General features: G+C 57.9%; 11 protein-coding genes and 2 pseudogenes. 4 read left to right on the top strand and 9 right to left on the bottom strand.

Annotation, left to right across the window (positions count from 1 at the left end):
• Window positions 1-366 precede the first annotated feature (366 nt).
• On the top strand, window positions 367-786 hold the full coding sequence (locus C2R22_RS21845) for a hypothetical protein (protein WP_103427898.1): 420 nt from the start codon (window positions 367-369) through the stop codon (window positions 784-786).
• A 316-nt stretch (window positions 787-1,102) separates the two neighbouring features.
• Here C2R22_RS21845 and C2R22_RS26660 read toward each other — a convergent pair.
• The 5 genes and pseudogenes from C2R22_RS26660 to C2R22_RS21820 all read right to left on the bottom strand — a co-directional run.
• Window positions 1,103-1,600 (bottom strand): annotated as a pseudogene (locus tag C2R22_RS26660) (hypothetical protein); the annotation flags it as partial.
• Between the two features lie 347 nt (window positions 1,601-1,947).
• Complete coding sequence (locus C2R22_RS21835; RefSeq protein WP_103427896.1) at window positions 1,948-2,718, bottom strand: IclR family transcriptional regulator; 771 nt, start codon at window positions 2,716-2,718, stop codon at window positions 1,948-1,950.
• Between the two features lie 188 nt (window positions 2,719-2,906).
• Window positions 2,907-3,494, bottom strand: a complete 588-nt coding sequence (locus tag C2R22_RS21830; RefSeq protein ID WP_103427895.1) for a VOC family protein — start codon at window positions 3,492-3,494, stop codon at window positions 2,907-2,909.
• Window positions 3,495-3,579: 85 nt separating this feature from the next.
• Complete coding sequence (locus C2R22_RS21825) at window positions 3,580-4,431, bottom strand: DMT family transporter (protein ID WP_245903059.1); 852 nt, start codon at window positions 4,429-4,431, stop codon at window positions 3,580-3,582.
• Window positions 4,432-4,458: 27 nt separating this feature from the next.
• On the bottom strand, window positions 4,459-5,280 hold the full coding sequence (locus tag C2R22_RS21820; RefSeq protein WP_103427893.1) for an aspartate dehydrogenase: 822 nt from the start codon (window positions 5,278-5,280) through the stop codon (window positions 4,459-4,461).
• Window positions 5,281-5,439: 159 nt separating this feature from the next.
• Here C2R22_RS21820 and C2R22_RS21815 point away from each other — a divergent pair, with 159 nt between their 5' ends.
• The 3 genes from C2R22_RS21815 (at window position 5,440) to C2R22_RS21805 (ending at window position 9,190) form a co-directional block, all read left to right on the top strand.
• Window positions 5,440-6,492 carry a M29 family metallopeptidase gene (locus tag C2R22_RS21815; RefSeq protein ID WP_245903058.1) on the top strand — a complete coding sequence of 351 codons (1,053 nt, stop codon included), beginning with the start codon at window positions 5,440-5,442 and terminating at the stop codon, window positions 6,490-6,492.
• A 104-nt stretch (window positions 6,493-6,596) separates the two neighbouring features.
• Window positions 6,597-8,258 (top strand): thiamine pyrophosphate-binding protein, encoded by a 1,662-nt coding sequence (locus tag C2R22_RS21810; RefSeq protein WP_103427891.1) that lies wholly within the window; start codon window positions 6,597-6,599, stop codon window positions 8,256-8,258.
• Window positions 8,259-8,317: 59 nt separating this feature from the next.
• Window positions 8,318-9,190, top strand: a complete 873-nt coding sequence (locus C2R22_RS21805) for an alpha/beta hydrolase family protein (RefSeq protein WP_103427890.1) — start codon at window positions 8,318-8,320, stop codon at window positions 9,188-9,190.
• A 17-nt stretch (window positions 9,191-9,207) separates the two neighbouring features.
• On the opposite strand, the gene C2R22_RS26655 is transcribed toward C2R22_RS21805, so the two are convergent.
• The 4 genes and pseudogenes from C2R22_RS26655 to C2R22_RS26650 all read right to left on the bottom strand — a co-directional run.
• Window positions 9,208-9,672, bottom strand: coding sequence for a hypothetical protein (locus tag C2R22_RS26655; protein WP_245903057.1), 465 nt, complete (start codon window positions 9,670-9,672; stop codon window positions 9,208-9,210).
• Complete coding sequence (locus C2R22_RS21795) at window positions 9,669-10,181, bottom strand: aromatic-ring-hydroxylating dioxygenase subunit beta (RefSeq protein WP_103427889.1); 513 nt, start codon at window positions 10,179-10,181, stop codon at window positions 9,669-9,671. The genes C2R22_RS26655 and C2R22_RS21795 overlap by 4 nt, the downstream gene beginning before the upstream one ends.
• Entirely contained in the window at window positions 10,182-11,030 is an 849-nt protein-coding gene (locus tag C2R22_RS21790; RefSeq protein WP_245903078.1) for an SRPBCC family protein, read from the bottom strand.
• A 165-nt stretch (window positions 11,031-11,195) separates the two neighbouring features.
• Window positions 11,196-11,449: pseudogene (locus C2R22_RS26650) on the bottom strand (Rieske 2Fe-2S domain-containing protein); the annotation flags it as partial.
• Window positions 11,450-11,863: the final 414 nt, after the last annotated feature.

Genomic DNA, 11,863 nt, shown 5'->3' with positions numbered 1-11,863 from the left:
CGTATAATGTCGAAAATGGGAACCGGTCCGATCCAGATCGAATAGGTGAGTAAATAAGTTGAAATTTGATTAACCAACACTAATCTCAAAAGATTCTATGTTGGTTAAACAGAGGACGATATACCTCGATCTGCTAAAACGAAAATCAGAATCGGTTAGTAGTCTATGAAATATCATAACGAACTTTACTAGTCAATACATCAGAAAATACTTACCAAATCTAATTCTGTATTGTGATAACGGAGATGTCTGTATCGATTCACATCCTTGTCCGGGACAACAGACGGCACCTATCCGTGAATCCGACGAGTCAGCCTGAAACAGACCGCAGTGCAAGCACATTCAAAACCAGAACATATAATCGAAATGGCCCAACACGACACCCCGAAAACTGAAGCTGAATTGTGTACAGGAGTTGAATCGACGTCGAGTAAGAGACTGATTCGGAAGCTGGCGATCAGTACAATCCTTTTCAGTCTCCTTGCTGTCCAGCCTGCCGCCGCTCAGAATGCTGTCTGCAATGCAGACCAGTTGCCCGGAATGATCGAGGGCTTCTTCCAGCTGACGACAGGCCTCGGCATCGTCGGTCTCGCCGTGGTCTGGCAGGCGGACTCTCTCGTCGAGATGTTCACTCTCAACCCAGAGCAAAAGAAGGGACTCAAACGCCACAAGCGGTCGGCGATGAAATCCGCTGTTATCCTCGTCATCCTCGGCCCGCTGTACACGGTCACCGGGTCGATGATGGGCCTCCCGCTGGCGCAGTGTGTTGATCTCGTCCCCTGGTAACCGGGTCACGTTAGCTACTCCACGAACTGTATGGACCGAGATGTGTCCCTGCTGGTGGTTGCACTCCTCGTCACGAGTGTAATTGCTCCCGTCGCGACTGCCCGTCCACCAGCATCAGGCACTGATACTTTCGGGCATACAAGCCGCTTGAAGACGACGACGCATCCCCTCGTGAATACGTCGTCCACGGCGACTGCGAGTACGTTGATAGATCCTTCTCACAGACGGCATAGAGAAACTGATAATTCAAATGAAAGGTCACTGTCTAGTTAACAGCCTCAGCTGGTGTTCGATCATTTAGCGCTTGATGCGGTCGTTAGACGTTATAGTAGTACGAGAATTGTGCAAGACTCTGGGCGACGGCAGCTCGACTGCCGACCCACGAGTTATGGAAGCGGTCAATCCTCGTGTTGCGTATGAAATCACTCTTCCATGAGGTTTTGGTCAATGTAATCCAGATGTTCGCTCAAGTCTAATCGATAGAGGGCAGTCAGATAACCATAACTATCGACGAGAAACACGGTGTCTGAGAGGTCATGTTTCTTGGTGAGCTGCCGAGGGAATTCAGTTGCTGGACCGGTGCCTCGCCGTTCGGAGAGGTCGACGCCAAGCAGTAACTTTGTGTCGAGTTATATTGTAGAGTACAGACAAGACAGATCACCGTTGATCCGGACAGCGGTTTCGTTGACCGCGACCCGCGTTGGCTGCGCCGTCCTCAGAAATCGAAGATTTCTGATGGGCTGCACGAGAGCTTTGCTCTCGTGAACGACGGCGGGTCGGGAACGCTATCAGCCATTCGATGCACCCACTGCCAGAATGTGATCGTGTGTTTCTGCCATGATTCGAAGACCATTACGCATCTATATTTGTAATTTATTTTGCGTGGTGGGTTATGGAGGAAGATACTGACGACATTCGTGCCTTCACTCTGTAACCTTGATCAACGGACGGGAGTGTCAGCGCAGGAATGGTTGCATCACGGTTTTACTCATGTGTACTGTCCTCACACGACGGTTTGTTTCGTAAAACAACACTTCATGTGATGGAGATTCACATTTGTTGATCATCTGATTACGAGGACCTCCTCAGAATCGTGGGATGGCACCGACGTTCTCGAACGACCTTAAGATAATCAAGAACGTTTTAGAAAACAAAATCACACTATCGCAAACTGAGGCTAAGCTCAAGTTCGTTTGCAACGCCGAGCAATAATTCGGAGATCTCTTCGACCCTCTCCTCATTCTTGATGCGGTGTGACGGACCGGCGACGCTCAGTGCGCCGAGTACGGAGTTCTCCGAGTCGCGCACAGGAACACCAATCGCGTACATTCGTTTGATGTGTTCTTCCTGGTCGAAAGCGTACCCTCGTTTCCGTATTTCATCGAGCTCGGCCGACAGTCGGTCGATGTCCGTGATAGTCTGCTCGGTCTTCTGGGGAAGCCCGTGTTTGTCAATGATCTCTTGAACCCGACCCTCAGGGAGGTTGGCGAGGATAGCCTTGCCAGCGGTGGCTTGGTGGAGGTAAAGTCGCGTCCCTAATCGCGTGCGGGTTTCAATCGCATTTTCACCGACTTCACGGAACACGATGATTGCCTGACCGTGTTCCTCAACGAAGAATTGACAGAGTTCTTCCGTCTCCATCGCTATCTCACGGACTTTCGGCCTGACCAACGACAATCTCGGATCTCTCGAGAGAACGTACCCACCGAGGTCAAGGAGCCGAAAGCCGAGGTGGTACTCGCCATCTTGACGAACGACGTACTCGAGCTGTTCGAGTGTTTCGAGGTGGTTGTACGCTGTCGTCTTCGAGATTCCGACGTGTTTTGCGACAGTGCTCAGGCCCGCGCTGTCTAACTCCTGAAGGGAATCGAGGATGGAAAACATCTTCACAACCGATTTGACCGGGATGTTCGACCGTTTTTCGGAGCTCATGCGAATAGTACACAAGAGCCTAGACAATCAATGTTTTGCATGTTAAAACGGCCTGTCGGCCGATTTGGTACCAACTCATATGGGTTATGCACCCGCGTCGTACGATTTGCTCGCCTCACTTCGGGACTGAGCGCCAACTAACGGTTCGGAGATACGGTGTGAAGAGAGACGGTTCGGTCTATGCGGGTTTATTCTTCTGGTTCGTCGAGGTCCTGCGTGTGATACCAGACGTTCCAAGTCTCCTTCGTCTGGGGCCACTGCTTCGGCTTCTTTCCTCCAACTTCCGGTGCCTCTTCCATATCTGCGGTCAATTCGATGGGGTAGCCGTCGGGATCTGGAAAGTACAGGAAGATGTTGTTCCCCGGTCCGTGGCGCCCTGGTCCTCGGTAGATCGGGTGGTTCCGCTCACGGAGTCCCTCTGCTGCTCTGACAATCGCTTGATAGTTCGGAACCTCGAACGCGATATGGTATATCGGACCAGAAGCCGGCAGCATCGGCGGGCCGTCCTCGTGGAGGTCCCGTTCGAACTCGTGGAGGTCGAGTTCACGCTCACCACGTTCTTCAAGCACACTCAGCTCCTCTTCGGACATCTGTGTGAGGTTGAGTTCATGGTGCTGTGAATCCTCGGCATCGGCCGGCGTTCGCAGGAACGCGACCGCATCACCGATTCGGTCTGATACTCCCATATTCATGACGTCGCGATAGAACGCCACTGACGATTCGAGGTCTCGGACTTTGATAGCGACATGGTCTAGCCCCATGTTTTGTACTACCATGACTCACAGGATATCCCCCGACTGGTATGAAGTTTTCGGTAGAGTTTGTTCTGATCCGACCGAAGTGTGGGTACGACCCGACTGCTCAGCTCGCGAGCACAAGTGCAGTGATCCCAGCGACGACGAGTACGGTCCCGACTGTGACGCGGGGCGTGAACATCTCTAGCTCACGGGTGAATACAGCCGAGAGCACGAGTGCGAACAGCGGTGAAGCGTTCAATATGGGGGCAACGAGAACGACCGGTGCACCCTGGAGTGCCATGTACAAGAAGACGATGCCCGTACTCGATGCAAGGCCCGAGAGCACGAAGAGTCCGACCCCATTTCGTAGCTCGAGCTGCCGGTAGTTTCCGGTGAGCGTGAGATAGATGACCACGAGTGCCCACGATGTTGTCGTGTTGACCGCAGCCCCTACTGCCGGAGCGGCGACGAGGTCCAATCCGACCTTCCGGAGTACCTGTGCGCCCCCGAAAAGCATCGCGGCAAGGACTGGAAAGACGAAATCGCGTCGGTTGACGGTGTATCTCTCGCCTCCGCGGACCGTCCCGAGAAGCATCCCCCCGGCGATTGCGCCTGCTGCACCGACAAGCCCGAATGGAGAGAGCGCTTCACCGAGAAAGACGAACGCCAAGACGACGGCGACCATGGGATTCGCGTTGCTAATCGGGACACTGAGATTAACGCCGAGCCGCTGAATACCGGTATAGTTGCAGAGACGTCCGAGAACCGGCGCGAACAACCCTGCAATGACGAAGTGCCGCCAGTTCCAGACGTCGAAGGACACCTCGTATCGGACCCAGCTGAGCGTCCACAGTACGACGAGGTTGACCGATAGTGTGACGAACAACGCAGACAGGGGTGTGGATTTCTCGACGCCGACCCTAACGAGCACCGCGGACAATGCGAACGTAATCGCAGTCCCGAGGGCAAGTGCCATCGGGACAATCACTTCCGACATGAGTCGTTATGTTCCGATGTGGAAAGTCGATTCCAAGTCCTGCAGTTTCTCGATGACAGAGCCCGGAGCGAGATAGCTCGTCTTAGGATTGTTCGGTGAAGGTACGTTTCGAACTGTCGTCTCAATCGTACCAGTCCTGCCGGTAGCGTCGAGCTGGTGCACGTTACTTTTTTCGTTGGGGTCAGCGACGATGCGAACCCTCGTCCGGTCCGTTCCGAGTCCCGCGAGACTCAGGATGACAGCGACGTTGATGTTCGAGGGAAAAGCTGCCGCAGCATCGGTGGCGGTCCCCTCGAATACGACCCTCGGCTCGCTCAACGACTGGACTTGATAATCAAGCGTGTCGAGGTAGGGCGCCCCTTCGAATGAGCTCGGGTTCTTTATGGTTGTCAGCGACACCGAGTCAAGTGCACCGACACGAGAAGCGGCTTTGATCGCGTCGATTCCCGCAATAGCACCTGAGGGGGCGTAGATCGACGCTCCGGTCCGTTCGGCAGTCGTCGACAGGTGCTTCCAGAGGTCGGCATCCGCGAGTGCGCCGACGCTGAGCAGCATGAGGTCACAGCCGGATTCGAGCACGGATACGGCGTACTCCTTGACTGCAGACTGTCCCGCTGCTTCGACGATGAGGTCTGCCGAGGCTGTCAACTGGTGCATCTCCGTGACGATCCGTGGCTCCACCGAGAACTGTCGAATCCGTTCTTCGACGCGGTCCGGCTGATTGTCGTAGATAGCACCCAGAGACGAACTGATCGTCCCATCGTCGATCGCGCGGGCAATTTCCTGACCGATAGTCCCGAATCCGAGCAAGGCTACTGTTCGCGGCATACTGCTGATACTGTTACACCTATTGAAAAAGGATTCGGCTATCACGGGCTCTTCTGACTTCTGTGAACGAAAGGGTAGTCCAAAGCGCAGTTATATATCAATAAATTTATAGAATTGGAAAACGTTATCATACTGGCTCCGAAACAATCAGCTGGCAACATGGAAGAAGCAGGCCTACTAGTGCCGCTGTTCCGTCGGCAGATGGAACACTGCAACGTGACCGAGGATGAGACTGTGGCACTCGTCACAGACGTCAAGAGCAAGCGTGAGTTCGTTGGTGCGAGCTTTGCGGCCGCACACGATATCGGAGCGGACGCGTTCGAAGTGAAGGTTCCGGAGTACGGTCGGAACTCCGTCGGCGCCGAGGTGTCCGCCGGCCAGGGCGGAACGCTGCGACTGCCCGGCGGCCCCGTCGAAGCGTGTAAGGCCGCCGATCTGGTGTTCGACTTTACGCTCGAAGGGTTCATCCACGTTCCCGAGCGGACCGCGATCAGAAACGCGGGGACGCGTATCCTTCGGGTCGGTGCACGCGAACCGTTCGTGCTTCGGCGCCTGATGCCCTGGACGAGCGAGGAGGCAGCGGAGGTCAAAGCACGGGTGACAGCAGCGAGCGAGCGACTTGCTGCTGCCGACGAGATGCGCATCACGTCGTCCCACGGGACCGATCTCACGATGGAGGTCGAACCCGATACAGCGTTTGCTTCCTACGGGTTCGTCGACGAACCCGGGAAGTGGGACGTCTGGGGCCAGAACATGGTGTCGAACTACCCGACAAACGTCAACGGGACAATAGTCATCGGACCGGGCGACTACAACGTTGTTCCGTTCGCTGACTACTACGATGCGCCGGTCGAGTGCGTCGTCGAAGACAGCTACATCGTCGAAATCAACGGTGAGGGTGGCGACGCCGAACTGATGCGTGGACACATGGGGAGCTACGACGACCGTGACGTGTTCGCGACGAGCCACTTCGGCTGGGGACTCAACAAGAACGGACGGTTCTACAACATGGCGATCCATGACCGGAAACCCGACGAAACTGGTGTCAGTGCGAGTGAAGGCCGTGTCTGGTCCGGCAACATGCTCTGGAGTACGGGGCCGAACACCCACCAGGAGCGGTACACGCCGTGTCACTACGACATCGCGCAAAAGGGCTGTACGGTCACACTCGACGGCGAGACAGTCGTCGAGGACGGCGACCTCGTCGACTGATGTGCGTCCCCCGCCGGCTCGCCCGCGAGTAGTGTAGACGCTATCCTTGTTTCGGGGTTTTTTCCAAAGAAACATTTATTATGGAAGCCAAACGTTGGCTATACATGACAACTGGAGGAGATACTGTAGCACAGCTTCTAGTCGATAACAGCGTCTCGGAGGTCTACACTCTCGCAGGCAACCAGACTGTTAGTCTCGTCAACGGTCTCGACCAGCGTGACGTCTCTGTCGTCACTGCACGTCACGAATACAATGCCGCCGTCATGGCTGATACGTACGGGCGTCTCACAGGCGATCCTGGCGTCGCGATTACCGTCGCGGGCCCCGGTGGGACGAACGCGCTGACCGGTGTCGCACAGGCCTACACCGCCGCGTCCCCGATGGTCTGCATCAGCGCTGTCCTTCCGGAAGACGCTCCAACCGAAGCGCTCCACGGCGTCGACGACCAGCATTTCCTCGAAAAGGCGTTCAAGCCAGCCACAAAGTGGAGTACACAGGTCCACGATCCGGATCTGCTGCCCGAGGTCGTCGATCGCGCGTTCGATATCGCAATGAGCGGGCGACCGGGACCGGTTTTCATCGGCATCGACGAAACGATTCTCATGGAGGAAGTCGACATCACAGATCCGCCCTTTAGACTGACACGGCAGGAGGACGCCCCCCCGACCGCGGACGCGGTTGGTGACGCACTCAGCCCGTTATTCGACACGACGCACCGCGCCCTGTACGTTGGCAAGGGCGTTCTGCGAGCGTTCGCGTGGGACGAGGTGGTCACTATCGCAGAGCAACTCGACTGCCCCGTGGTTTGTCCACGGCACTATCCGGACTCCTTCCCGAACGACCACGAACTGTTCGCGGGAACGGTCGGCATGGCGGACCACCCCGCGGCGACCCGTGCACTCGCAGACGCCGACGCTGTGCTCTCAATTGGTGTCCGCCCGAGTTCGCACGAAGCAGCCATCCTCGGCGATCGGACCGGTCTCGACACGGAGATCGTGTATTTCCACGCGGGGGCCCGAGAGCATCCCCAGACGCAGGCGAACTCTGTTGTTGCCGGGGAACTCGATGGGATTCTCAAAGCCACGGGAGAACATATCGAAACTGGGGACGGATCGACCGATAGCTCGTACCGCGAGACTGTCGCCGCGGAGATGGAACGCGTCGCGGTCGACACGGACGCGTATCTCGACGAGATTCGCGACCAGACGCCGATTCACCCGCTTCTTATCATGACCGAGCTTCGTGACGCTGCCGACGACGACATCGTTATCACCGGCGACGCGGGAGCCGCCGGGGGTGCCTGGCCGAACGACGCGTTCGAGTACCGGGCGCCGAACTCGTTCCAGCACTCACGGCTGTACGACTCGATGGGGTTCCCGATTCCGGCCGGGAACACGGCGAAACTCGTTGACCCCGAGAGACAGGTCGTCAATCTCATCGGTGACGGTGGATTCCTCATGTGCAACATGGAACTTGCAACGGCGGTTGAGACGGCCACCGACGCCGTCACCATCGTGATGAACGACTCAAAATACGGGATGATCTGGAACTACCAGCGGAACAGCGGCTACGATTCCGTTGGAACGGACATCCCGCAGACGAACATCGCAGCGATTGCCGACGGCTTCGGCGCCCGGGGAATCCGCGTCGAGAACCCCTCGGAGGTCCGCCCGGCGCTCGAAGAAGCGCTCGCGGCCGACGAGCACGTCGTCCTCGACATCGTCACCGACCCCAAAGCCGAGTACGTCTCACGGAAAATCTGGTAGCGACGACAAACAACAGTATTTAGCATCACCACGCTATTCACGACTTACCAATGCCTGTAATGAAGCCGACACCAGACGACATTCAACTGCGCGCGATCAACTACAAAAGCGAGGACGGCCGTCAGTTCGACGGATTCGAGATGACGAGCGAACAGACCACGTTCGATGGGCGACAGACCGGGGCCGTGTTTCTCCACGGTCTTCGGGGGTTCGCACTCGGCGGCGGCATCTCGCCCGTCGCCTACCCGCTCGCCCGGGCGGGCATGCGGTGTCTCACGATCAACAAGCGAAACAGTGGGAAACTGTACGAGACGTCCGACTTCGCCGAGGTAGATCGCGATATTCGCGGAGCGGTCGAACGACTGACCGAACAGGGCTGTGAGGAAATCGTCATCTGGGGTCGGAGCCTCGGTGCGACCGAAGCCGCATACTACCAGGGGCTGCGCAACGACCCAGACGTGGATGCTGTCGTCCTCGCGGCACCGTTCGCCGACATCCGTGAGCGGTCAACCAGAGGCTACTTCGCGGCGATCTCCGATGATCCAGACCAGGCGTACGAGACGTTCGTCCAGCGAGCTCGGAACCTCGTCGAGGCGGGGCGTGGCAACGAAATCGTCGCCCTCCCACGGCCTGTCGGGGATGAGATCGAGTACATCCCGATGACGGCTGCGTCGTTCCTGTCGTACCGCTCTCCGGAGAGCAAGTGTGCGACCGTCGATTGGACGCCCGACATTAAGATTCCAATCCTGCTCGTGCCGCACTCCTCGGATCGGAACGTCACGCCGACCGAAGCGGAGGAGATTGCCGAGACGGCTACCGCGAGTCCGCTCGTCGAGGTCGAGCCCATCGCCGCTGACCATTTTTTCACGGGCAACGAACGACGGGTTGCAGAGCTCACGGTGTCGTTCATCAAGCGTGCACGTGATCACTGATAAAACAGCCGGCTACGTTAGTGGTGAAACAGCGGATGCTCGTCCTCCTCGTCAACGGGTCCCAGCGGGGTGCGGAGGAGATCGGAAAACAGGTCCATCTCCTGTCGGCTCAGTGCCGCGAGTTCGGCGACGGAGAGCTGACACGAGTAGCCTAGCTTGGGCGAGTCGATCACGAGTCGTGGACCGGCGTCTGTGTCCAGCACGGCCAGTTGAACGACGGTGTACTCGTTGCCGATCTGGAGTGACTCGTCGGTTCGCTCCACGTTCTCGCCGGCGGTGTGTTCCTCCCCAGTCAACTCCGCAAAGAACTCGTCGTCCTGCCACGTAAGACTCTCGAGGGCGAGGGCGTCGAGTCGCGTCGTGTCGCCGTTCGAATCGACGCGGAGGCGCTCGCCGGCCGGTGTGGGTTCCCGCGTGAGCGATACCGCCTGGTCGTCCGCTCGGAGCGTGATCGTCGGGTCGTTTGTGGTATCGGTTGTCATAGGATGATGGAGAGCGTGTTCGTCGGGATGATGGTGTGGTCGAGCAGGACGAGCCGTTTGGCGATCTTGAACCCGTCATCGGTACGGCGGAGCGTGTCGTGCCGCTCCATCGAGAGGATTTCCGGTTCGGTCTCGTCGCCCCGCTGCCGGAAGACGAGGAGGTTGTTCTTGAGTCGGACCTCCTCGCCATCGTCGTCGACAATACGGACGTTGCTTACGTGACGGCGGGTGCGCGACGGCGGGTCCTCGGACCACGCGAAGTCGCTCTGCATGCGCTCGGTCCGCACTTCCAGGGTTCCCCAGTCCTCCTTCATGTGGAACGAGGAGTCACTGAATTCCGTGCGGTTCGACCGCTCGCGAGTCGTGCGGATGGGAACCCTGTAGTCGATGTCCTCGGTCACGAGATCGTGCCACTCGGAGAGCTGACGATTGTCGAGGAGTTCGGCCGTGTGGTATAGGAACTCCTCGCACCTGGCCCGGAGCTGCGGGTTCGAGACGGTCTCGCTCATCTACAGCCCCCCGTCGGAGGTAATGGCCTCGTGCCAGGTTCGGTAGAAATCGAGCTGGTTCTCGTCAGTCATGCCCCCCTCGAGGTACGCCGTGCCGGGGCCGACCCAGTCCTCGTAGACAGTCGCTGCCGGGTCCTCGCCGCGACCCATCGTGAACAGCGTGTTCACGTCGTCGTTCTGGCGAGCAAAGACGCTGCCCGCGGCGTCGTCGATGCCGTACCAGATGCCGACATCGTCAACCTCGAAGTTTCCGGAGGGGCTGAAGTTCGACATACCGACCTCGTAGACGCGCTCCTTGTACTCCTCGGACGCGGCTTTCGGGGCGAGAATCCAGTTGACGACCTCCATCTTGCCTGCGCCGCGGGGCTCCCACTTCCGTAACAGGAACGTGCCGACGGAGTCCTTCTCTGGGTCGTCGCGGCCGCCCAAGAAGATGAACGAAAGGTTCGGGAAGATGGTTCCCAGCGTCACGCCGGACTTCCGGGCGACCTCGTGCTGTTCGTCTGACAGCGCGTCGTGGTTGAACGTCTCCACGACCTCTGGTGGGTGACCCCAGTAGCTGTCTTCCTCGGACTCGATCTGGTAGAAACTGAACCCGTGACCGTCGCAGTCCGCGACACCGATGAGGTTGCTCTCCTTCTCGCCGGTCGCCGTATCGCTGCCGACGCCGGCGTCGATGGCTGACTTGTGACCCATCGGGATGTGGTAGTTGTCCCCGTAGAAATTCTCGGTCGGCGTCTTCCAGTCGTTTTCCACCTCCCAGCGGTGCGGGTCGCCGATGACCTCCATGTCGATGAGGTCGAAGTACAGATCGAGGAACCAGGTCGCCCCGCCGAGGAATTCCTCCAACGGCTCCACCTCCGGGGCAACACAGGCGAATACGAGGCCCTTGTACTCTTCGACGTGTGGTGCCTCGTGGAGGCCGCGTTTCTCCGCGTCAAGGTGGTCGAAACCGGCAGCCTTCTGCGGGACGCCGACGAGGTCGCCTGTGTTCTTGTACGTCCAGCCGTGGTACGGACACCGGAAGTGAGACGTGTTGCCCTTCTCCGCTCGGCAGACGTTCGCCCCCGGTGCCGACAGCTGTTGAACAGGACCCGGAACTTGCCGTCCTCACCGCGGACGAAAATGAACGGGTCCTCACCGATGGTCCGTTGGCGGTAGTCGCCCGGTTCGGGAACCTCGGACTCGTGGCCGACATACACCCAGTTCTGTCCGAATATCCGTTCGAGTTCCAGTTGATGAACTGCCTCATCGTTCAGTATCTGCATCGGTACCTCACCGTCTTCGAGGGTTTCTCGCATCCGGTCGATGAGACCTAGCGCGCGACTTCGCGACGTCTCTCCACCCTCAGATTGGCTATTATTAGTCGCCATTCCAAACCTGTAACTGTTCTACCATCACTTAATGATTTCCGTCACCACATCCCATAGAGGTGTCGTGACACGGTCGATACAGGCGTGAACACCCAACTATGGGTCATGGCTGTTCGTCGTCGTCGTGAAGGACGAAGAGCGCTGGTGGGCTATCTCGAAGACATTCGTATAGGAAGCGCAGTGCACACAAGAGACTGACCAGACATCTCCGGTTGGCCGCAACACAACTGACGGTCTCGAGATACTGATGACTATCCGTGCCGACGGTTCTCGGTTCGACCAGTGGTGGTCCCAGACTACCAACAGATC

The sequence above is a fragment of the Salinigranum rubrum genome (genome assembly GCF_002906575.1).
Classification (GTDB): Archaea; Halobacteriota; Halobacteria; order Halobacteriales; family Haloferacaceae; genus Salinigranum; species Salinigranum rubrum.
Note: the sequence above shows the minus strand (reverse complement) of the source record. Positions and strands in the feature narration are given on the sequence as shown.

What these genes read in the sequence shown, in the direction of transcription:
- C2R22_RS21845 (WP_103427898.1), top strand. Translation starts at nt 367, where the DNA reads ATGGCCCAACACGACACCCCGAAAACTGAAGCTGAATTGTGTACAGGA.
- C2R22_RS21835 (WP_103427896.1), bottom strand. Translation starts at nt 2,718, where the DNA reads ATGAGCTCCGAAAAACGGTCGAACATCCCGGTCAAATCGGTTGTGAAG.
- C2R22_RS21830 (WP_103427895.1), bottom strand. Translation starts at nt 3,494, where the DNA reads ATGGTAGTACAAAACATGGGGCTAGACCATGTCGCTATCAAAGTCCGA.
- C2R22_RS21825 (WP_245903059.1), bottom strand. Translation starts at nt 4,431, where the DNA reads ATGGCACTTGCCCTCGGGACTGCGATTACGTTCGCATTGTCCGCGGTG.
- C2R22_RS21820 (WP_103427893.1), bottom strand. Translation starts at nt 5,280, where the DNA reads ATGCCGCGAACAGTAGCCTTGCTCGGATTCGGGACTATCGGTCAGGAA.
- C2R22_RS21815 (WP_245903058.1), top strand. Translation starts at nt 5,440, where the DNA reads ATGGAAGAAGCAGGCCTACTAGTGCCGCTGTTCCGTCGGCAGATGGAA.
- C2R22_RS21810 (WP_103427891.1), top strand. Translation starts at nt 6,597, where the DNA reads ATGACAACTGGAGGAGATACTGTAGCACAGCTTCTAGTCGATAACAGC.
- C2R22_RS21805 (WP_103427890.1), top strand. Translation starts at nt 8,318, where the DNA reads ATGAAGCCGACACCAGACGACATTCAACTGCGCGCGATCAACTACAAA.
- C2R22_RS26655 (WP_245903057.1), bottom strand. Translation starts at nt 9,672, where the DNA reads ATGACAACCGATACCACAAACGACCCGACGATCACGCTCCGAGCGGAC.
- C2R22_RS21795 (WP_103427889.1), bottom strand. Translation starts at nt 10,181, where the DNA reads ATGAGCGAGACCGTCTCGAACCCGCAGCTCCGGGCCAGGTGCGAGGAG.